This is a genomic window from Herbaspirillum camelliae (assembly GCF_001929405.1).
GTDB classification, from domain to species: domain Bacteria; phylum Pseudomonadota; class Gammaproteobacteria; order Burkholderiales; family Burkholderiaceae_D; genus Herbaspirillum; species Herbaspirillum seropedicae.
In genome coordinates this window covers 383,923-404,876 of the sequence record NZ_KV880769.1, presented here as the reverse complement: position 1 = coordinate 404,876, position 20,954 = coordinate 383,923, and the positions used below count along the sequence as shown (strand labels likewise).

General features: G+C 64.1%; 17 protein-coding genes. 1 reads left to right on the top strand and 16 read right to left on the bottom strand.

All coding sequences use genetic code 11. The features are described from left to right. Positions 1-301: 301 nt before the first annotated feature. A complete protein-coding gene (locus BGK68_RS01835) occupies positions 302-3,901 on the top strand; it encodes an indolepyruvate ferredoxin oxidoreductase family protein (protein ID WP_075255675.1) in 3,600 nt (1,199 codons plus the stop codon). Between the two features lie 14 nt (positions 3,902-3,915). Here BGK68_RS01835 and prmC read toward each other — a convergent pair whose 3' ends face one another. From prmC to BGK68_RS01755, 16 genes are all read right to left on the bottom strand, one after another. Next, entirely contained in the window at positions 3,916-4,749 is an 834-nt protein-coding gene (gene prmC, locus BGK68_RS01830) for a peptide chain release factor N(5)-glutamine methyltransferase (RefSeq protein ID WP_075255674.1), read from the bottom strand. Beyond that, on the bottom strand, positions 4,749-5,243 hold the full coding sequence (locus BGK68_RS01825) for a disulfide bond formation protein B (RefSeq protein WP_075255673.1): 495 nt from the start codon (positions 5,241-5,243) through the stop codon (positions 4,749-4,751). The genes prmC and BGK68_RS01825 overlap by 1 nt, the downstream gene beginning before the upstream one ends. Positions 5,244-5,408: 165 nt before the next feature. Beyond that, entirely contained in the window at positions 5,409-6,488 is a 1,080-nt protein-coding gene (gene prfA, locus BGK68_RS01820) for a peptide chain release factor 1 (protein ID WP_083657703.1), read from the bottom strand. Between the two features lie 107 nt (positions 6,489-6,595). After that, positions 6,596-7,888, bottom strand: a complete 1,293-nt coding sequence (gene hemA / locus BGK68_RS01815) for a glutamyl-tRNA reductase (protein ID WP_075255671.1) — start codon at positions 7,886-7,888, stop codon at positions 6,596-6,598. A gap of 203 nt (positions 7,889-8,091) precedes the next feature. Further along, a complete protein-coding gene (locus BGK68_RS01810; RefSeq protein ID WP_075255670.1) occupies positions 8,092-8,793 on the bottom strand; it encodes a response regulator transcription factor in 702 nt (233 codons plus the stop codon). Between the two features lie 128 nt (positions 8,794-8,921). Further along, positions 8,922-9,191, bottom strand: coding sequence for a cell division topological specificity factor MinE (minE, locus tag BGK68_RS01805; protein WP_006465131.1), 270 nt, complete (start codon positions 9,189-9,191; stop codon positions 8,922-8,924). A gap of 1 nt (position 9,192) precedes the next feature. Then, positions 9,193-10,008, bottom strand: coding sequence for a septum site-determining protein MinD (gene minD / locus BGK68_RS01800; protein ID WP_075255669.1), 816 nt, complete (start codon positions 10,006-10,008; stop codon positions 9,193-9,195). A gap of 81 nt (positions 10,009-10,089) precedes the next feature. Next, a complete protein-coding gene (gene minC, locus BGK68_RS01795; RefSeq protein WP_075255668.1) occupies positions 10,090-10,884 on the bottom strand; it encodes a septum site-determining protein MinC in 795 nt (264 codons plus the stop codon). Between the two features lie 363 nt (positions 10,885-11,247). After that, the gene (locus BGK68_RS01790; protein WP_075255667.1) at positions 11,248-12,387 is read right to left on the bottom strand and encodes a BMP family ABC transporter substrate-binding protein; all 1,140 of its coding nucleotides are present in this window, start codon (positions 12,385-12,387) and stop codon (positions 11,248-11,250) included. 80 nt (positions 12,388-12,467) lie between these two features. Continuing rightward, complete coding sequence (locus BGK68_RS01785; RefSeq protein ID WP_075255666.1) at positions 12,468-13,388, bottom strand: ABC transporter permease; 921 nt, start codon at positions 13,386-13,388, stop codon at positions 12,468-12,470. Positions 13,389-13,404: 16 nt separating this feature from the next. Further along, positions 13,405-14,499, bottom strand: coding sequence for an ABC transporter permease (locus BGK68_RS01780; protein WP_075255665.1), 1,095 nt, complete (start codon positions 14,497-14,499; stop codon positions 13,405-13,407). After that, positions 14,492-16,048 carry an ABC transporter ATP-binding protein gene (locus tag BGK68_RS01775; RefSeq protein WP_075255664.1) on the bottom strand — a complete coding sequence of 519 codons (1,557 nt, stop codon included), beginning with the start codon at positions 16,046-16,048 and terminating at the stop codon, positions 14,492-14,494. The genes BGK68_RS01780 and BGK68_RS01775 overlap by 8 nt, the downstream gene beginning before the upstream one ends. Positions 16,049-16,234: 186 nt before the next feature. Further along, a complete protein-coding gene (locus BGK68_RS01770; RefSeq protein WP_075255663.1) occupies positions 16,235-17,014 on the bottom strand; it encodes an ABC transporter permease in 780 nt (259 codons plus the stop codon). Between the two features lie 27 nt (positions 17,015-17,041). Then, complete coding sequence (locus BGK68_RS01765; RefSeq protein WP_075255662.1) at positions 17,042-17,827, bottom strand: ABC transporter ATP-binding protein; 786 nt, start codon at positions 17,825-17,827, stop codon at positions 17,042-17,044. Positions 17,828-17,925: 98 nt separating this feature from the next. Then, a complete protein-coding gene (locus BGK68_RS01760; protein WP_075255661.1) occupies positions 17,926-18,960 on the bottom strand; it encodes an ABC transporter substrate-binding protein in 1,035 nt (344 codons plus the stop codon). A gap of 289 nt (positions 18,961-19,249) precedes the next feature. Then, positions 19,250-20,332 carry a porin gene (locus BGK68_RS01755; RefSeq protein WP_075255660.1) on the bottom strand — a complete coding sequence of 361 codons (1,083 nt, stop codon included), beginning with the start codon at positions 20,330-20,332 and terminating at the stop codon, positions 19,250-19,252. Positions 20,333-20,954 lie beyond the last annotated feature (622 nt).

Genomic DNA, 20,954 nt, shown 5'->3' with positions numbered 1-20,954 from the left:
AACACTTGAGCTGGCTGCAGCTCTTTTTTTTCAGCCGGAAATATTGTTGTTTTTGTCTTTCCGGCATTTTCTTCTCTGCCCGGGCATAAACGCCGCAGGACTTGCGGAAAGTGTTTCCTGCATGCCAAAAACGCCCGGAAACCCTGCTGCGGCGCGCGTAGCGGGTGGCCCACCCTTGTGCTAACTTGAAGTACAACCTGAAGAAGACCCGGCCCACAAGGCTGAGGTGTTCCCCATCCCGACAGGAAAGTCTGCCGGGAGCATGTGCAGGCAAAAACAAGATTTTTGGCACGGAGACCACATGAACGCACCCCTACCCGCCGGGCAGCGCCTGCTGCTGGACGATGTATCCCTGGACGACAAGTACACCCTCGAACGCGGCCGCGTCTTCATGACCGGCATCCAGGCGCTGGTGCGCCTGCCGATGTTGCAGCGGCAATATGACGAGCGCGCCGGCCTCAACACCGCCGGCTTCATCACCGGCTATCGCGGCTCACCCCTGGGCGCGGTCGACCAGACCGCCGAAAAGGCGCGCAAATACCTGGAAGCCAAGCAGATCAGGTTCCACCCCGGCATGAACGAAGACCTGGCCGCCACCAGCGTATGGGGCACGCAGCAGGTCAATCTCTTCAAGGGCGCGCAATACGATGGCGTGTTCTCGCTATGGTATGGCAAGGGTCCCGGCGTGGACCGCTGCGGCGATGTCTTCAAACACGCCAACATGGCCGGCACCTCCAGGCATGGCGGCGTGCTGGTGATCGCCGGCGATGATCATGCCGCCAAGTCGTCCACCGCGGCGCACCAGAGCGAACACATCCTCAAGGCCTGCGGCATTCCGGTGCTCTATCCGTCCTCGGTGCAGGAGTATCTCGACTACGGCCTGCATGGCTGGGCCATGAGCCGTTATACCGGCTTGTGGGTGGCGATGAAATGCGTGACCGACCTGGTCGAGTCGGGCATGTCGGTGATGATCGATCCGGAGCGCGTGCAGATCCAGCTGCCGCAGGATTTCGAACTGCCGCCCGATGGCCTCAACATCCGCCAACCGGATACCGTGCTAGGGCAGGAAGCACGGATGATCAACTACAAGTGGTACGCTGCGCTGGCCTATGCCCGCGCCAACAAACTGAACCGCATCATCTGGGACAGTCCGCGCGCACGCATCGGCATCATCACCGCCGGCAAGTCCTACCTCGATACGCGCCAGGCGCTGGAAGACCTGGGCATCGATGAACAGGCCGCACGCGACATCGGCATCCGCCTCTACAAGGTCGGCATGACCTGGCCGCTGGAAGCCGAGGGCGTGCGCGAATTCGCCCAGGGCCTGGATGAAATCCTGGTGGTCGAGGAGAAGCGCCAGATCCTCGAATACCAGTTGAAGGAAGAACTCTACAACTGGCGCGACGACGTGCGTCCACGCGTGGTCGGCAAGTTCGATGACACTGGCGAGTGGAGCGGTTCGCAGCGCGAAGGCCACGGCAACTGGCTGCTGCCCGCGACCTATGAATTGAATCCGGCGCAGATCGCCCGCGCCATCGCCACCCGCATTTCGCGCTACTTTGCAGGCCACCCCGTGGAGCAGCAGGTGCGCGCCCGCGTGGCCTACCTGGAAGCCAAGGAAGCCACGCTCAACATCAGCAGCAAGCCTGATCCCGACAAGGACCGCATCCCGCATTTCTGCTCCGGCTGCCCGCACAATACCTCGACCAAATTGCCCGAGGGCAGCCGTGGCCTGGCCGGCATCGGTTGCCACTACATGGTGACCTGGATGGATCGCGAGACCAATCTGTTCACCCACATGGGCGGCGAAGGTGTGACCTGGGTCGGCCAGGCGCCATTCACGGATGAAAAGCATGTCTTCGCCAACCTGGGCGATGGCACCTACTTCCACTCGGGTCTGCTGGCGGTGCGCGCTTCAGTCGCAGCCAAGGTCAACATCACCTACAAGATCCTCTACAACGACGCCGTGGCGATGACTGGCGGGCAGGAGTTCGATGGGCCGCTCGACCCGGCCATGATCTCGCGCCAGCTGGCGGCGGAAAACGTGCGCCCCATCATCGTGGTCACCGACGAGCCGGACAAGTATCCGGCGGGGACCCAATGGGCCGAAGGCGTCACCATCCGCCATCGCAGCGAACTCGACGCCGTGCAGCGCGAGCTGCGCGAACAGCCGGGCGTGTCAGCCATGATCTATGACCAGACCTGCGCCTCCGAAAAGCGCCGTCGCCGCAAACGCAATGCCTATCCCGATCCCGCCAAGCGCGCCGTCATCAATGAGGCCGTCTGCGAAGGCTGCGGCGATTGCAGCGTGCAATCGAACTGCCTGTCGGTAGAACCGCTGGAAACCGAATTCGGCCGCAAGCGCCAGATCAACCAGTCGTCCTGCAACAAGGATTATTCCTGCGTCAATGGTTTCTGCCCCAGCTTCGTGACGGTGGAAGGCGGGCAACTGAAGAAGCCGGCCCGCGCCAAGGCTGACGCTGGCCCGACCCTGCCCAGCCTGCCCGAGCCGGTGCTGCCGGGCTTGGCGCAGCCCTATGGCATCCTGGTCACTGGTGTCGGCGGTACCGGTGTCATCACCATCGGCCAGATCATCGCCATGGCGGCGCACGTCGAAGGACGCGCCTGTTCGGTGCTGGATATGAGCGGCCTGGCGCAGAAGGGCGGCCCGGTGATGTCGCACGTGCGCGTGGCCGAGGATGCGGCGCACATCCATTCGACCCGGGTGGGAACCGGCATGGCCGATCTGGTCATCGGTTGCGACGTGATCGTCACCGCCAGCCGCGATGCCCTCTCGCGCATGGGCGAAGGACGTACGCACGCAGCCGTCAATTCGACCCAGATGCCGACGGCGGCCTTCGTGCGCAATCCCGACTGGCAATTCCCCACCGCCTCCAGCGAGGGCGAGATTGCGCGCGCCTGCGGGCGTGACAACCTGTCGCTGGTCGATGCTGGGCGCATCGCCACGGCCTTGATGGGCGACGCCATCGCGACCAACATGTTCATGCTGGGCTATGCCTGGCAAAAGGGCTGGGTGCCGCTGTCGGAAGCGGCGCTGCTGCGGGCCATCGAACGCAACGCCTTGCAGGTCGAGTTCAACAAGCAGGCCTTCGCCTGGGGACGGACCGCCGCCCATGATGTGGCGTTCGTGCTGGCCGCAGCTGGCCGCAATGGCATGAGCGCGCAGGTGATCGAGTTCAAGCGCACGCCTAGCCTGGATGAACTGGTGGAGCGCCGCGTGGCCGTCCTGACGGACTACCAGAACGCCGCCTATGCGCGCAGCTATCGCGATTTCGTCGAGCAGGTGCGTGCCCGGGAAAGCGCCTTGGGCGAAGCGGGACGTGCTCTCAAGCTCAGTCGTGCCGTGGCGAACTATCTCTTCAAGCTCATGGCCTACAAGGATGAATACGAAGTCGCGCGCCTGCATGCCGATCCGGCCTTCCGGGCCAAGATCGCCGGCATGTTCGAAGGTGACTACAAGTTACGCTTCCACCTTGCTCCACCGCTATTGGCCAAGCGCGATGACAAGGGCCATCTGCGCAAGCAAGCCTTCGGCAGCTGGATGATGCCGGTCTTCGGCGTGCTGGCCAGGCTGCGCTTCCTGCGCGGCACGGCCTTCGATCCCTTTGCTTATACCGAGGAGCGTCGGCAGGAGCGTGCGCTGATCACCGAGTATCGTGCGACGCTCTCGCGCTTGCTGGATCGGCTCACGCCGGAGAACCTGGAGCAGGTCACCGCCGTGGCCCGCATTCCGGAAGAGATCCGTGGCTATGGTCACGTCAAGGAACGCCACCTGAAGGCCGCCATGGAAAAGCAGGCGGCCCTGCTGGCGCAACTCGGCCAGGGAACGGCACAAGCTCAGCCGCAATCACCGCCAGGAGGCGGCCAGCAAGCTGCCTGAGCGTAGCCGGTGGCTCAGCCCAGGCGGGCGCCGCTGACCCGCTCGATGCCGGCCAAGTCGCGCCAGCTTTGCACTTCGCGCCAGCCGCTGCCGGTGAGCAGGGCACGTACGGCGGCGGCCTGGTCGTAGCCGTGCTCCATCAGCAGCCAGCCGCCGGCCTTGAGATGGGCCGGTGCGCCTTCGATGATGGTGCGCAGGTCGGACAGGCCATCGGCGTGATCGGTGAGCGCATCGACGGGTTCGAAGCGCAGGTCGCCTTGCGAGAGGTGGATATCGCCGGCGACGATGTAGGGTGGGTTGGAGACGATCAGGTCGAATGGCTGGGCTTCTTCCAGCGCGCCATACCAGTCACTTTCGAGCAGCCGCACGCGCACCTGATGCGTGCTGGCGTTTTCTCTTGCGATGGCCAAGGCGGCGGGGCTGGCGTCCAGCGCCGTGACCTGGGCGTCCGGGCGCGTATGGGCGATTGCCACGGCGATGGCGCCGGAGCCGGTCCCCATATCGAGGGCGCTGCCGCCCTGGGGCAGCCGTTCCAGCGCCAGCTCCACCAGCAGTTCGGTATCCGGGCGCGGGATCAGCACGTCCGGCGAGACGCGCAAATCCAGTCCATAGAATTCACGCTGTCCGACGATGTAGGCGATGGGCTCGCCGCGCAGACGCCGCGCCAGCAGCGCTGCGAGCGTCTCGGCTTCGGCGGCGCTGAGCTGGCGCTCGGACTGGGTGATGAGCTGCACCCGCGTCAGGCGCAGGGCGTGGCATAGCAGGATGCGGTTTTCCAGCGGATCCAGCGGTGCGGTCTTCAGTACCGTGGCCAGCGTGCAGCCCGCATAGGAGGGCAGGATGGGCATTACTTCCAGATCGTGGTGCGTGGCGCCGGGCGCAGCATCTGCACGATCAGCACCAGCGCCAGCACCACAAACCAGATCAGCGACCAGGTCGGGATCTGCAATCCGAAGACCGGCGGCCAGGGCGCCGAGCAAAAGCCGTCAGCGGTAAACATCTGCGGCCACAGCTTGGCCGTGGGCAGCTGGTTCAGCGCTGTTTCCAGCGGATCGGTGGTGCAGGAGACGCCCGGATGCGCCTTCACATACAGATGCCAGATCGCCGTGCCTGCGCCACCCAGCGCCGCCAGGGCGGCCAGCGCCGCGCTGGCGCGCCGCGCCGCTTCCGGCAGGAAGGCGCCGATCAGCGCGAAGGCTGCGACCAGCACGAACATGTAGCGCTGGATCACGCACAGCGGGCAGGGCTGCATTTCTTCCACGATCTGCAGGTACATGGCAAAGCCCAGCAGGGCGATGCAGACCAGGGCGACCAGCAGGAAAACCGGTTTGGATGATTTCATGTTCTTTCTCTGTCTTTTTCGTCAATGGGAATAGCCCCGACCGCCAGTCAGGCCGTGACGGGATTGTAGTAGACACCCGTCCCGGCTGCATCTTGCCCCCTCAGGCAGTACCGCTGGGTCCGCGTACGAGTCTCTGAACCGCTGTGCCGGCCTTGGTTCCTGGCTTCAGTCGTCGCCCAGTTGCGCCAGCAGCTCGGCCTGGTGCTCGGTGATGAGGGCATTGGTCAGTTCATCGAGGTCGCCGTCCATGATGAAGTCCAGCTTGTAGAGCGTCAGGTTGATGCGGTGATCGGTCATGCGTCCCTGCGGGAAATTGTAGGTGCGGATGCGCTCGCTGCGGTCGCCCGAGCCGATCAGCGACTTGCGCGTGGCCGCTTCCTCGGATTGCTGTTGACGCAATTGTACGTCCTTGATGCGCGCGGCCAGCACCTTCATGGCCTGGGCCTTGTTCTTGTGCTGGCTGCGGTCATCCTGGCATTCCACCACGATGCCGGTGGGCAGGTGGGTGATGCGCACGGCCGAATCGGTCTTGTTGATGTGTTGCCCGCCGGCCCCGGAGGCGCGGTAGGTATCGATGCGGATGTCGGCCGGGTTGATCTCCACGTCACCGACCTCGTCGGCCTCGGGCATCACCGCCACCGTGCAGGCCGAGGTATGGATGCGGCCCTGGGTTTCGGTAGCCGGCACGCGCTGCACGCGATGCCCGCCCGACTCGAACTTCAGGCGCGAGTACGCACCCAGGCCGACGATGCGGGCAATCACTTCCTTGTAGCCGCCCAGTTCGGATTCGGATGCGGAGACGATCTCGACCTGCCAGCGCTGGCGCTCGGCGTAGCGGGTGTACATGCGCAGCAGATCGCCGGCGAACAGCGCCGACTCGTCGCCGCCCGTGCCCGCGCGGATTTCAAGGAAGATGTTGCGCTCGTCGTTGGGGTCCTTGGGCAGCAGCATCTTCTGCAGGTCCAGCTCCAGGCCCTCCATGCGCGCCTTGGCGCCGTCGATCTCTTCCTGGGCGAAGGCCTTCATGTCGGGATCGGCCAGCAGTTCCTGGGCCGTGCGGATGTCGTCGGCGGCCTGCACATATTCGTGATACAGCGCCACCAGCGGGCCGAGTTCGGCATGTTCACGGGTCATCTTGCGGAAGTTGTCCATGCTGGCAGTGGCGTCTTCCTGGGCCAGCAGGCTGTTGAGCTCTTCCAGCCGCTCGGCGAGCTGGTCGAGTTTGGCGAGCATCGATGGTTTCATGGGTATTCGAATCCGGTAGCAAGGGGAGAACAAGGGAGGACGACGGCGGCCGGCAAGTTGCGGCGCAGGGGGCCGGCCACGCGCGGTGGCCGACGAGAGGGGAACCGCTAACGCTTGGCGCGGAACAGCTGCGGCAGCAGCGCCGCCAGCTGGCTGCGCTGTTCGCCCTGGGCGTGGTGCAGGGCCTGTTGCGGGCCGTGCAGGAACTTGGCGGTCAGGCCGCGCGAGAGCGCATCCAGCACCGCTTCCACATCCTCGCCCTTGGCCAGCATGCGGCGGGCGCGTTCCAGTTCGGCCAGGCGCAGGGCCTCGCCGGTTTCGTTGAGGTCCTGGATCAGCGGCACCATGGCGCGGCTGTCGATCCAGTGCATGAAGGACTGCACCCGGGTCTCGATGATGGCTTCGGCCTGGGCCACCGCCGCCTGGCGGTTTTCCACACCGGTCTGCACCACCGAAGCCAGATCGTCCACGGTATAGAGGAAGACGTCGTCCAGACGGCCGACTTCGGCCTCGATGTCGCGCGGCACCGCCAGGTCCACCATGAAGATGGGTTTGTGGCGACGCGCCTTCACCGCCCGTTCCACCAGCCCCAGGCCGATGATGGGCAGCGACGAGGCCGTACAGGAGACCACGATGTCGAACTGCGCCAGCTGCGCCGGCAGGTCGGCCAGGCGGATGGCCTTGCCGTTGAAGCGATGGGCCAGGGTTTCGCCGCGCTCCATGGTGCGGTTGGCCACCGTCAGGGTCTTGGGATTCTGCGCCGCGAAGTGGGTCGCGCACAGCTCGATCATTTCGCCCGCGCCGATGAAGAGCACGTGCTGGCCCGAGATCGTATCGAAGATGCGTTGCGACAGCCGCACCGCCGCCGCCGCCATGGACACGCTGTGCGCGCCGATCTCGGTGGTGCTGCGCACTTCCTTGGCCACCGCGAAGGTGCGCTGGAACAGCTGGTGCAGGTAGGTGCCCAGGCCGCCAGCGGCATCGGCCTGGCGCACGGCATCCTTCATCTGGCCCAGGATCTGCGGCTCGCCCAGCACCATCGAGTCCAGTCCGGAGGCCACGCGGAAGGCGTGGCGCACGGCGTTGTCCTGGGGCAGGGAATACAGGTAGGGACGCAGATCGGCGTAGGGGATGTGGTGATAATCGGCCAGGAACTGCGCAGTGCGGTCGATGGCGAACTCCACGCCATCCTTGCCGGCCGCCGCGGCTGCATACAGCTCGGTGCGGTTGCAGGTGGACAGGATGGCGGCTTCGCCCGAGGCCACGATCTTGTCGTGGCCGCCAAACCATGCGCGCGCCGACGCCACCGCCTGGCCGATCTGGTCAGCGGGGAACGCCACTTTCTCGCGCAGCGAGACCGGCGCGGTAGTGTGGTTGAGTCCGACGGCAAGCAAATGCATGGAGTACGCGGCAGCAGGGCCGTTGAGCAGGGATGGTGCAGATTCGGGCGGAAAAATGGACAGATTCAGCCCCGGTTTTGGGAACAATTATACTCTTTGCCCGATTCCCGGTTGGGGCCGGTGCGGGAGAAAGCATCGTTGTCCCTGATATGGATCAGTGTTGCGCCCCGCGTCATGGCGCTGCTGCAACACCCTGCGGGGCGTCAGTCCAGCCGTTCCAGCTGGTAGCCATAGCCATAGACGGTCGCCAGCCGGTAGCCGTGGCCGGGTTGCAGGCCCAGCTTGGTGCGCACCCGCGAGACATGGGTGTCGATGGTGCGGGTGGGCAGTTCGGGCTCGGCGCCCCACACCTTTTCCTGCAGGAAGGCGCGTGACAAGGGCCGGCCCAGGTTCTGCAGGAACAGCAGCGCCAGCTCGGCCTCTTTGCGGGTCAGGCTGGCCTCCAGTTCAGGGCGCTGCGGATGGGTTACGCGCAGTCGCGCCAGGTCAACCAGGAAGCCGCCCGCGGCGATCACCCTCACTAGCGCCTCTTCCGGCTGGGCTGCACGCAGCAGCAGGTCCATCCTCAAGGCCAAGTCCTGGCGCCGCACTGGCTTGACCAGCACCTCATCCGCGCCCGCCTGGCGCAGCGCCCATAGCCAGTCCTGGTGCGCCGGGGTTGCCAGCAGCAGCACGGCCTGCGCTGGCCGCGTCGCCAGCGGCCGGCGCAGGCGGTGCACCAGCTCGACCAGTGCGTCGGCCTGCGGCAGCAGGTCATCCAGGTCCAGCACCAGCAATTGCGCCCCTGCGGCGCTCAGCGAGGTCAGATCTTCCAGGCTGGCGCAGCGCGTGCAGTCATGCGGATAGCCTAACTGGCTGACCAGGCTCACGGTATCGGCATCGGAACTGAACAGGCCTATCTTCATGGCGGCAAGCGCGGGCAAGGGAGAGCGGAAATAACGGAAATAGGGGGAATAACGTCAATAGCGGCAGACAAAGCAAAGGGCAGCCGGGGCTGCCCTTGCCGAGAGATCAGGCCACCGCGCAGGCGGCCTCAGGCGGCCGGGACGTCGCTGTCAGGCAGCACCACGTTCACGTCCAGCACCTCCAGGTTGCCCTGGCGGTCCAGCGAGATCTTGATGTCGTCGGCGTTGACCTTGGTGTACTTGGAGATCACCTCGATGAGTTCCTTGTGCAGCGCCGGCAGGAAGTCCGGCCCCTGGCGGCCATTGGATCGTTCGCGGGCGATGATGATCTGCAGCCGCTCCTTCGCCGCCACCGCGCTCTTGGGCTTGCTGGGGAACAGGAAAGAAAGCAGGGACATGTCACTTACCTCCGAAGATGCGCTGCAAGAGACCCGGCTTTTCGTAGGTGGTGAAACGCAGTTCGACGGTCTCGCCGAGGAAGCGCGACACCACGTCCTGGTAGGCCTGGGCCACGTCGGAATCCTTCAGGTGGATGGCGGGAGAGCCTTGGTTGGACGCCTGCAGCACCGATTCCGACTCCGGGATGATGCCGATGAGGGGAATGCGCAGGATTTCCTGGACGTCGGTATAGGACAGCATCTCGCCGTCTTCCACGCGCTTGGGCGAGTAGCGGGTAATGAGCAGGTGTTCCTTGACTGGCTCGCCGCCGGCGGAAGCGCGGCGCGACTTGGCCTGGATGATGCCGAGGATGCGGTCGGAGTCGCGCACCGAGGACACTTCCGGATTGGTCACCACCACCGCTTCGTCAGCAAAGGTCAGGGCCATCACGGCACCGTGCTCGATGCCGGCGGGGGAGTCGCAGATGATGTATTCGAAGTCCATCTTGGACAGGTCGTTCAGGACACGCTCCACGCCTTCTTCGGTCAGGGCGTCCTTGTCGCGGGTCTGCGAGGCCGGCAGGATGAACAGGTTGTCGCAGTGCTTGTCCTTGATCAGGGCCTGGTTCAGCGTGGCTTCCTTGTTGATCACGTTGATCAGGTCGTAGACCACGCGGCGTTCGCAGCCCATGATCAGGTCCAGGTTGCGCAGACCGACATCGAAGTCGATCACGGCCGTCTTGTGGCCGCGCATGGCCAGGCCCGATGCGAAACTGGCGCTGGACGTCGTTTTGCCGACGCCGCCCTTACCCGAAGTCACAACGATGATTTTTGCCACGAAAAACTCCTTAAGAAGAACAGTACGCCGGCTTGGTCCGGCTGGATTCGTTTAAATGCTTTAAATGATTTACACCGAGGCTTACCACGACGACATCGGCAGCACGTCGATACGTTCGCCTTGCAGGCGCACCTGCACCTGCTTGCCTGCCAGCTCCGGAGCATGACCGTTCTCGAAGGTCCGATAGACCCCGGCAATGGAAACCAGTTCCGCTTCCAGTGATGTGGCGAAGATGCGCGCCGCGGTATTGCCCGAAGCGCCGGCCAGCGCACGCCCGCGCAGCGGCGCGTAGACGTGGATGCAGCCGTCGGCGATCAGTTCGGCGCCATTGTTGACCACCGCCAACACCACCAGGTCAGCGCCGCGCGCATAGATGCGCTGGCCGGCGCGCACCGGGGTGTCGATGACCACCGTATTGGCGGCCGGTGCAGCAGCAGCGGGCTGGGCCGCCGCAGTGGCAGGGGCGGGCGTCGGGGCGGCGGCCTGGACCGGCGCCGGTTCAGCTTCCTGGGCGGCGGCTTCTTGCGCGCGGGCATTGGCCGCGCCCGCACCCGCTACAGCCGAGGTATCGATGGCCAGGCCATGGGCGACGATGCCCTCGTGCAACTCCTGCGGAGCATTGCGCACGGCCACGGTATTCAAGCGGAAGCGCTTGAACAGCGCCACCACGGCGCTCCAGTCGATGCCTGCGGCAGCGTCGGCCTCCAGCGTGCCGATGTCGAGCACGGCGAATTCGTCCTCGAAGAAATCCGCCACCCCGCCCGTCATTTCCTTCAGGGCCTGTTCCAGCGAAGTCGGATCGGTTTCATGCAGAATTGCCGAAATGGCAACCACTGTGGAAATTTTTATGTCGATCGGTTTGCGCGCTTTTTGCATAAATCCTGTAGTTCAATGCGGCGGAAAGTGAACGAAAACGCCATTTCTCCGCCCGGTTTGGCTGTGCATTATACAGGCAGGATGCGGCTGTGATAGCGCTGGAGCGGGGTTTTCGGCGGTGGATGGTGGAGTAGCAGAAACGTGAGATGAAGCAATACATCGTGTTGCCAAATGGCAAATCAGGGGCGTTGGCGCACAGATCAGCGGGAAGGCTATCTGCAGGATCTTTTTGACATGGATGCAGCGTGCAGGGCTGTCCTGAGCACAACAAAAAACCGCCGACGCTGCAACGCGCCGGCGGTCTTCAAGCAACATCCATCCATGCATCAGGCGCGCCAAGCCGCGCCTGCAAGCAGCCGGGGATCAGCCCGGCACCTTGCCATCCACGCCCTCGACGTAGAACTTGATGCCATGCAGGAAGCCGTCATCCGCCACGGCGTCCTTGCCCAGCACTTCCTTGCCGGCGTTGTCCTTGATCGGACCCTTCCAGATCGGCGCGGAGCCATCGATGATGCCCTTCTTGCGCTCTTCCACCAGGGTCTTCACATCAGCCGGCAGTTCCGGATTGAAGGCGCCCAGATCGATGCCGTTTTCCTTCAGACCGATCCAGCTGGTGCTGGTCTTCCAGGAGCCATCGAGCACGGCTTGCACGCGGGCGTTGTAGTACACGCTCCAGTTGATCATGGAAGCGGCCAGGTGGGCCTTGGGGCCGAAGCTGGTCATGTCGCTGTCCCAGCCGAAGGCGTAGACACCCTTTTCCTGCGCGGTCTGCACCACGGCGGCCGAGTCGGTGTTCTGCATCAGCACGTCCACGCCCTGGCCGATCAGGGTGGTGGCGGCTTCACGTTCCTTGCCCGGATCGAACCACTTGTTGACCCACACCACGGCAGTGGTGGCCTTGGGGTTGACCGAACGCGCGCCCAGGGTGAAGGAGTCGATGTTGCGGATCACTTCAGGAATCGGTACCGAGGCCACCACGCCCAGCTTGCCGGACTTGCTCATCTTGCCCGCGACCACGCCGGCCAGGTATGCGCCTTCATAGGTGCGCACATCGTATTGCGCCAGGTTGTCGGCGGTCTTGAAGCCGGTGGCGTGTTCGAACTTCACGTCCGGGAATTCCTTGGCGACCTTGAGCATGGCTTCCATGTAGCCGAAGGTGGTGCCGAAGATCAGCTTGTTGCCATCGGTGGCCAACTGGCGGAAGACGCGCTCGGCATCGGCTGCCGACTCGGGGATGTTTTCCACGAAGGTGGTCTTGACCTTGTCGCCGAACTTTTCTTCGACTGCCTTGCGGCCCTTGTCATGCGCGAAGGTCCACCCAGCGTCACCAACCGGGCCGATGTAGACGAAGGCGACCTTCAGCGGATCGGCGGCAGGCGCAGCGGCAGCCGGCGCAGCAGCGGGCGCGGCGGCAGCAGGTTCTTCCTTCTTGCCGCAACCGATCAGGGTTGCAGCGGCCAGGGTAGCAAGCATCGTCAAGGATGCCCTGCGCGAAATCTTCATTGTGTTCTCCCTCAAGGTCAGTGGATAAATGCAAGTGCAGCTACAAAAACGGACTAAACGATATAAATGATATAAATAGTTCAGGAAGCGCCCGGACGGAACGGCTTGCCCAGCGAGGCCGGCATGTTCAGGCGGATCCAGTCGGGGTTGCGCGAGATCAGCGCCAGCACCACGATGGTGGCCAGATACGGCGCCATCGACAGGATCTGCGACGGCACCGTCACGCCCATGCCTTGCAGGTAGAACTGGGCGATGGTGACGCCGCCGAACAGCAGCGATCCCAGCAAGACCCGTGCCGGACGCCAGGTGGCGAAGGCGGTGAGGGCCAGCGCGATCCAGCCGCGTCCAGCCACCAGGCCCTCGACCCACATCGGGGTGTAGACCAGCGACATGTAGGCCCCCGCCAGGCCGCAGCAGGCGCCGCCGAACAGCAGCGCCAGATAGCGGATGCCGCGCACCGAATAGCCCAGCGCATGCGCTGATTCGGGCGACTCGCCCACCGCGCGCAAGACCAGCCCGGCGCGCGTGCGATACAGGAACCAGATGCTGGCCAGGCACAGCGCGAAGGCCACATAGCTCATCCAGTGCTGATGGAACAGCGCCTGGCCGAGGAAGGGAAGATCGCCCAGCAGCGGCACCGACGTGGCCTGCGCCGGCAGCGCCAGCCCGACGAAGCGCTGACCCACGAAGGCCGACAGGCCCGCACCGAAGATCGACAGCGCCAGCCCCGTGGCGACCTGGTTGGTGGCCAGGCGCAGCGCCAGCCAGGCGAAGAGCGTGGCCATGAGCATGCCGCAGACCGCGCCTGCCATGAAGCCCAGCAGCGGGCTCTTGGTCGTATAGCCGACCGCAAAGCCAGCGATGGCGGCCACCAGCATCATGCCCTCGGCGCCCAGGTTGAGCACGCCGGAGCGTTCATTGATCAACAGTCCGATGGCGGCCAGCAGCAAGGGGGTGCCGGCATTGATGGAGGCTGCGATGAGAGGAGCGAGTTGTTCCATGTCCTGTCCTGATTCCTTAGACTTTCTTGTTCCACACCAGGCGGTAATCGATGAGCGTATCGCAGGCCAGCAGCAGGAACAGCAGCATGCCCTGGAACACGCCCGTGATCGCCGAGGGCAGCCCCAGGCGCGACTGCGCCAGCTCGCCGCCCAGGTACAGCAGCGACATGATCAGTCCGCCCAGAATCGCGCCGATGGGATGCAGGCGGCCAATGAAGGCCACGATGATGGCCGCAAAACCATAGCCCGGCGACACCGAGGGCAACAACTGACCGATCGGACCGGCGATCTCGAAGGCTCCGGCCAGTCCGGCAAAAGCCCCCGAGATCAGCAGCGACACCCACAAGGCCGAGCGCGCCGAAAAGCCCGCGTAGCGCGCCGCATGCGGGGCCACGCCGCCGACCATGAGGGAGAAGCCGCGCAGGCTGCGCATCATGAAGATGGCCATCAGCACCGCCGCCACGATGGCCACCGCAAAGCCGATGTGCAGACGCGTGCCCGACATCAGCATGGGCAGCATGAACTCGCTGGAGAACACCTTGGACTGCGGGAAGTTCATGCCATTGGGATCCTTCAGCGGGCCATTGACGGCCCACATCAGCAGCAGTTGCGCCACGTAGGTCAGCATCAGCGAGACCAGGATTTCATTGGCGTTGAACTGGTCGCGCAGGAAGGCCGTGATGGCCGCCCACAGTGCGCCGCCGATCACGCCGGCCACGATCATCAGCACCAGCCCCATGCCGCCGGAGATGCCGTGCCCCGGCACATCCAGCCACACCAGCATGGCCCCCGAGCACAGCGCGCCGACGGTGAATTGACCCTCTGCGCCGATGTTCCAGATGCTGGCGCGGAAACACACCGCCAGCCCCAGCGCACAGAGGATCAGCGGCACCGATTTCAGCAGCAGTTCGCTGATGGCGCGCTTGCCATTGAAGGGATCGATCAGGAAGACTTTCAGCCCCGCCAGCGGGTCCTTGCCCAGCGCCAGGAACAGCAGTGCACCGAGCAACAGCGTGGCGACGATGGCGATCACCGGCGACAGATAGGTCATGGTCCGGGACGGCGCACCGCGCAGTTCCAGACGCAACGGGAAGCTCAAGCGCTCAGCCATTGCCCACCTCCGTCCCTTTGTCCAATGCCACCGGTTCGTCCCACAAGCCGCTCATCCACACGCCCACCTGCTCACGCGTGGCCTGCTCGATGGGAATGGAAGGAGACAGACGCCCCTTGGCGATGACGTGCAGGCGATCACATAATGCGAATAGTTCGTCAAGTTCTTCCGAGATCACCAGCACTGCACATCCTTCCTGTTTCAGTTTCAATATTTCGCCATGGATCTGGGCGGCTGCGCCCACGTCCACGCCCCAGGTCGGCTGGGCCACCACGAAGACAGCGGGTTTGCGTTCCATTTCGCGGCCAACGATGAATTTCTGCAGATTGCCGCCCGAGAGACTCTTGGCCGGCGCATCGGGACCAGCGGCCTTGACCTTGAAGCGCTCGATGATGGACGCCGCCGCACGACGGGTAAATCCGAAATCGATCATGCCGCGCTTCACATAAGGCGCCTTCTGGTGCGACAGCAGCATATTGGCGGTGAGCGACAGGGTCGGCACCGCACCGCGTCCCAGGCGTTCTTCCGGCACCAGGCCCAGGCCCGCCGCGCGGCGCGGGTTGGGCGAGAGGTCGCCCACGGCCTTGCCGCCCAGCATGATCATGTGAGGGGCGGCACGCTGGTCTTCCCCGGACAGCGCCGCCAGCAGTTCCTGCTGGCCATTGCCCGAGACGCCAGCGATGCCGACGATCTCACCGGCCCGCACTTCGCATTCGATGTCCTTGAGTTCGGTGGCAAACAGATGCGCCTTGGGCAGCGAGAGACGATTGACGTGCAGCTTGCGCTCATTGCGCATGGACTCCGGATTGCGTTCGCGTTGCAGGCGCACCAGTTCGTCGCCGATCATCATGCGCGAGAGGCTGGCGCTGCTTTCATTGCGCGGATCGCAGTTGCCGGTCACACGGCCACCGCGCATGACGGTGGCGCTGTGGCACAGCGCGCGGATCTCGTCGAGCTTGTGGCTGATGTAGAGAATGCTGCAGCCCTCGTCGGCCAGGCGACGCAGGGTGACGAAGAGTTTTTCCACCGCCTGTGGTGTCAGTACCGAGGTCGGTTCATCCAGGATCAGCAATTGCGGTTCGGTCAGCAGGGCGCGCACGATTTCCACGCGCTGGCGCTCGCCCACCGACAGCGTATGCACGTGGCGCTGCGGTTCCAGCTCCAGGCCGTATTTCTCGCCGGTGCGGGTGATGCGCTCGGCCAGTTCCTTCAGATCGGTCTTGGCGTCCAGGCCCAGGGCGATGTTTTCGGTCACGGTGAGCGTGTCGAACAGCGAGAAATGCTGGAACACCATGGCAATGCCCAGCTTGCGCGCCACCTGCGGGTTGGCGATCTGCACTGCCTCGCCGTTCCAGCGGAGTTCGCCCGCATCGGGCTTGACCGCGCCGAAGATGATCTTCATCAGGGTGGACTTGCCCGCGCCGTTCTCCCCGAGCACGGCGTGGATCTCGCCGGGCGCCACCGCCAGGCTGACATCGTCGTTGGCCAGCACGCCCGGATAGGCCTTGCGCACATGGCTGATTTCAAGACGGAGTGGAACTGCGCTCACGTGATTTCCCTGTGGTGTGATGTATCGTCATGTCGGATTGCAAGGCGGTCTGCGCTGGCGCTGGCCTGCCGCCAGAAGCGCGTCCCAGGCGGCTTGCACGCGCGACATGATAGTCAAATTGGGCTGCGCCGCATACCGCTTTTGCAGGGTTTTCCACCCGCACTGCGCCGCAAAGACCGATTTATCTCATTTTCCGCGGTGCGCCCAGCCGGTGGTGCGCTTCTCGATGATGGCGAAGAGCTCGTACATGGCCATGGCCATCGCACCGATCACCACCAGTCCGGCAAAGGCCAGCGGCATCTTCATCGAGGAACCGGCCGACACCAGCAGGTAGCCAATACCCTGGTTGGATGCATTCATCTCGGACACCGTCGACCCCACGAAGGCCAGCGTGATGGCCACTTTCAGCGAGGCAAAGAAATAGGGCATCGAACGCGGCAGGCCCACCTTGAGCAGGATATCCATGCGGCGCGCGCCCAGCACGCGCAGCACGTCTTCCAGTTCCGGCTCCAGCGTGGCCAGGCCGGTGGCGATGTTGACCATGATGGGGAAGAAGGAGATGAGGAAGGCCGTGAGGATCGCCGGCCCCGCGCCAATGCCGAACCAGACCACCAGCACCGGCACGAACGCCGCCTTGGGCAGGGCGTTGAAGGCCGTCATCAGCGGGTAGGCGGCGGCATACAGCATGGGCGACGAGCCGATCACGAAGCCCAGCGTCACCCCCACCACCACGGCAATGGCAAAGCCCACCATGGTGACCCAGAAGGTGGAGAGCGCATGTTCGGTGATCGGGCCGGCATAGTCCACCATGGCCTGCAGGATGGACGCCGGGCTGGGGAAGATGAAGTCCGAGACCTGCCACACGCTGCAGATGAATTGCCACACACCCAGGATCACCAGCAGCAGGAACCAGGGCGCCAGCGTGGTGGCAGCGCGGTTGAGTTTGCCTTGGAAGGGAGTTTTCATGAGTTTCCTTGATCGGGCTTGCGGTCGTCAGGTATTGCGCACGTGGCCGATGTGCTCGCGCAGTTCGTGCACCAGCGCATTGAAGCCGTCGGTATAGGTGGTTTCCAGCGGGCAGGGGCGCGGCAGCGGATTTTCCCGCCGCACCACGATGCGGCCGGGGCGCTTGCTCATCACGTAGATGGTGTCGGCCAGGAAAGCCGCCTCGCGCAGGTCGTGCGTGACCAGGATGACATTGAAGCGGCGCTCCGCCCACAGGTCGCGCAGCACGCACCACAGTTCTTCGCGGGTAAAGGCATCGAGCGCGCCGAAGGGCTCGTCCAGCAGCAGCATCTTGGGTTCGTGGATCAGTGCGCGGCAGATCGAGGCGCGCTGCTGCATGCCGCCCGAGAGTTGCCAGGGGAACTTGTCGGCATAGCCGTCCAGGCCCACGGTCTTCAAGAGACTGAGGGCGCGTTCGGTGTACTCGGCCTTCTTCTGCTTGAAGTCGCGCCGGTAGGGCTCGACGATTTCCAGCGGCAGCAGCACATTGTCCAGCGTCGTGCGCCAGGGCAGCAGGGTCGGCGCCTGGAAGGCCATACCGACGAACTTCAGCGGGCCGGTGACGGTCTGGCCGTCGATGACGACACTGCCGCGATTGGGCTGCTTCAAGCCCGTGGCCAGCTTCATGAAGGTGGACTTGCCGCAGCCGGACGGGCCGACGATGGCGATGAATTCGCCTGCGCGGGTCTGCAGGTCGATGTCTTCCACCGCAAACTCGGCGGCGTCATCATAGGCCAGGTAGACGTGGCGGAAATCGACGAAGGGTTCGCTCATGAATGCATTCAGGTTGGGGCTACCGGTCCCGGCTGGCCGCGCTGCTTCCGGCCTGCCGGGGATGGATAGGTATAAACGATATAAATGAAATAAAGGATTTACTTGGGGAACACGTCCAGCTCGGCCTTGGTCGGCAGGAAGCTGCCGTTCCAGATCTTGTCGGCATTCACGCGCGTCTTGGTGCCATAGGCGTCCGAGACCTGCGAGGCCATGAGCGTGAGGCGTGGACCGTAGACCTGGCCATAGCCTTCCGACCTGGCGTGGGGCGTGGCGATGGCGCTGGCGATGGCCAGCTTCAGGCGGCGCAGCTCCAGTTTCTCGTCGATGAGGCCGTCACGTTCCTTCAACACCTTGATGGCCGCTTCCGGATTGGCCATCACGTCGCGGCTGGCCTTGGCGAAGGCGCGCAGGAAGCCCTTGATGGCCTCCGGCTTGTTCTTGACCATGGTGTCGGAAGCGATGATGGTATTGCCGTACAGGCGCACGCCGTAGTCCGGATACATCATCACGTTGATGTCTTCATCCTTGATGCCGCGCGCATTGAGGTTCAAGAGCGAGGTGAAATAGAAGCCGGTGATGGCGTCCACATCGCCGCGCGCCAGCATGGTTTCGCGCAGCGGCGGGTCCATGCTGGTCCACTGCGCCTTGGAAGCATCCAGGCCATTGGCCTTGGCAAAGATGGGATAGGCGCGGCGGCCAGCGTCGAACACCGGCGCGCCCAGCTTCTTGCCGGCCAGGTCGGCCGGTTTCTTGATGCCGGATTTCTTGAGCGAGAACACCGCGGCCGGCGTGTCGTTGTAGACCATCATCACCGCCACCGGCTTGCCCGGTGCATCGGGATTGTTGGCCGTGAATTCCATGAGCGCGGCCATGTCGGCAAAGCCCATGTCATAGGTACCCGAGGCCACGCGATTGACCGCATTGCCCGAGCCATTGCCGGCATCGATGGTGACGTCCAGTTTTTCCTGGGCGAAGTAGCCCTTGGACTTGGCCACCAGGAAGAGGGCTGCCGGACCTTCGAAACGCCAGTCCAGCTGGAACTTGATGCGGGTGTCCTGGGCGAAGGTGGACGAAGCCGATACCAGGCCCAGCAGCAGTGCCGCCGAGCAGCCGAGGAAGCGGAAAGAACGCATGGGGAGATCTCCCGAAAAGCGATGTGATTTAAAAAGAGGGTGGAAACCGCAATGCGCACATGCCAGGCCGATGGCGCCATCACGCATGCGGCGCATTCCGGTAAGGCGGTTCCCACCGAACACAGACTCAAGACCACGTCCCGGCTAGAAGGAGTCGCCGGGCCGCGTACAGCGGGTGATGCAGACCGGCTACAGCAGCCGGTGCGCGGAGACCAGCGCCCAGATGGGCGCGCCGGACTCCGCTTGGGCGCTGGCCTGGGGGCGCAGCGCGCAAGCCGATCTCATGCAATCAGAAACGATGACGCATGCCCAGGCCGAAGGAAACGGCGTTGCTCTGGGTAGAGATCTTGTCGTTCATGACGATGGCGTACAGGTCGGTACGCTTGGACATGAAATAGTCATAGCCCACCGAAGTGGTATTGCGCGACACATCGCCACCGGCCAGCAGGTCGCCGCTGCGCTTGGTGCGGGCAAAGCCGGCCAGGATGGAGCCATTGCCCACCGGCGCCGACAGGCCCAGGCTGAACAGCTTGTCCTTGGCTTGCGGATTGCCGGCGGTGGTGTCCTTGCTGTTCTGGTAGGTGCCGTAGAGCTTGACCACCTGGAAGTCATAGGTCGCGCCCAGCATCCAGGTCTTCTGGCGGGTGATGCTGGAGAACGGCGAGGTGGCGTCGATGATGGCCGCGCCCGAGTTCGGGTTGCTGACCTGGGCGTCGAAGTACAGGCCGGTCAGGGCCAGGCCGCCGTTGAAGTAGAGGGCGTTGACGCCAATGTTCTTCTTGCCGCTCTGGCCGGCGACTTCGCCGAACTGGTAGTGGACGTTGGCTTGCAGGCCGCCGAACTTGGGTGTGGTGTAGACGACTTCATTGCTCCAGCCGCTGTCGGCGGCGTTGGCCTGGGTCCAGGTGCGCGAGCCGAAGCTGCCCGACGGGGTGTAGACGTGCAGCACCAGCGGCGAGAAGGTAAAGGAATCGCCGAAGGGGTTGAACAGCACGGTGGGCAGGAAGCTCGGCGCCAGGCCACGGCCCAGCGAGACGCGGCCGAAGTCACCGGCCAGGCCGACATTGGCGTCGCGCGAGAACAGGTTGTCACCGCCGAAGCGGCCATAGGCGCCGGTATCGGCCTGGAAGAACGAGGTCAGGGCGAATTCGGCCTTGAGGCCGCCGCCGAGGTCTTCAACACCCTTGAAGCCGATCCACGAGGTGGTCATGCCGCCGGAGCCGACCGAGGCCTTGCTACCGGTATCGCCGCTGTTCTTCATGCTGCCGACGTAGGCGTCCACCAGGCCGCTGACGGTGACCGACGATTGCGCCATTGCGCTGCCAGCCACCATACAGGACGCCAATGCCAGTGCCAAACGAGTTTTCTTCATTACGCTCCCCTTGTTGAAAAAAATGGGCGCCGGGCGGATTGCCCGGCGGTTTCACCATGTTTCGCATGGCTGGCGGTGTTGCTGCTCTCCCGTGCCGCTGGCCGTGCGAATTCAGGCAGCATGTTTAGCAGATATCGTGCCAATGCCATCCCGGCGAATAAATGGTTTTGTCCGCGTTGTTCCGTGGCGTGAGTGCGCAGGGTGGTCTGTTGGGCGCAGCGGTGCAGGCAAGGCCTGGCGCGGTTCTTCGGGATGCTGCGCAATGCCAGTGCTGGTGCGGCTTTGCGGGCGGCATGGGCGGTGCTGCCGGCTGGCGGTGGTAGCGGGTAATAGGGCGGGGCGGCAGGGCTTCGATAATCGAGGGGCGTTGCTTGTCGCCAACGTGATGTCATTTTGTTGACAATGATTTCTGCGCATTTGCGACAAGTTGGTGCTGGGCTGCACTGAATTGGCCGCCTGCACTAAAAGCGATGCCGGCCGGCGGGCCGTGCCAGTGGCGGCTTGTGGCTTATCTGGTCGGGCCACTGTCGGGTATCAGCGTTGGCGAATATTGTTGACAGGCTTTGTTGGTATTGTGCTCGATCGGCTGTGCGTGGCTGGCGAGCGTGCATGCGCAGAAGGA

Coding starts and splice junctions, on each gene's coding strand:
- BGK68_RS01835 (WP_075255675.1), top strand. CDS start 302: ATGAACGCACCCCTACCCGCCGGGCAGCGCCTGCTGCTGGACGATGTA.
- prmC (WP_075255674.1), bottom strand. CDS start 4,749: ATGCCCATCCTGCCCTCCTATGCGGGCTGCACGCTGGCCACGGTACTG.
- BGK68_RS01825 (WP_075255673.1), bottom strand. CDS start 5,243: ATGAAATCATCCAAACCGGTTTTCCTGCTGGTCGCCCTGGTCTGCATC.
- prfA (WP_083657703.1), bottom strand. CDS start 6,488: ATGAAACCATCGATGCTCGCCAAACTCGACCAGCTCGCCGAGCGGCTG.
- hemA (WP_075255671.1), bottom strand. CDS start 7,888: ATGCATTTGCTTGCCGTCGGACTCAACCACACTACCGCGCCGGTCTCG.
- BGK68_RS01810 (WP_075255670.1), bottom strand. CDS start 8,793: ATGAAGATAGGCCTGTTCAGTTCCGATGCCGATACCGTGAGCCTGGTC.
- minE (WP_006465131.1), bottom strand. CDS start 9,191: ATGTCCCTGCTTTCTTTCCTGTTCCCCAGCAAGCCCAAGAGCGCGGTG.
- minC (WP_075255668.1), bottom strand. CDS start 10,884: ATGCAAAAAGCGCGCAAACCGATCGACATAAAAATTTCCACAGTGGTT.
- BGK68_RS01790 (WP_075255667.1), bottom strand. CDS start 12,387: ATGAAGATTTCGCGCAGGGCATCCTTGACGATGCTTGCTACCCTGGCC.
- BGK68_RS01785 (WP_075255666.1), bottom strand. CDS start 13,388: ATGGAACAACTCGCTCCTCTCATCGCAGCCTCCATCAATGCCGGCACC.
- BGK68_RS01780 (WP_075255665.1), bottom strand. CDS start 14,499: ATGGCTGAGCGCTTGAGCTTCCCGTTGCGTCTGGAACTGCGCGGTGCG.
- BGK68_RS01770 (WP_075255663.1), bottom strand. CDS start 17,014: ATGAAAACTCCCTTCCAAGGCAAACTCAACCGCGCTGCCACCACGCTG.
- BGK68_RS01765 (WP_075255662.1), bottom strand. CDS start 17,827: ATGAGCGAACCCTTCGTCGATTTCCGCCACGTCTACCTGGCCTATGAT.
- BGK68_RS01760 (WP_075255661.1), bottom strand. CDS start 18,960: ATGCGTTCTTTCCGCTTCCTCGGCTGCTCGGCGGCACTGCTGCTGGGC.
- BGK68_RS01755 (WP_075255660.1), bottom strand. CDS start 20,332: ATGAAGAAAACTCGTTTGGCACTGGCATTGGCGTCCTGTATGGTGGCT.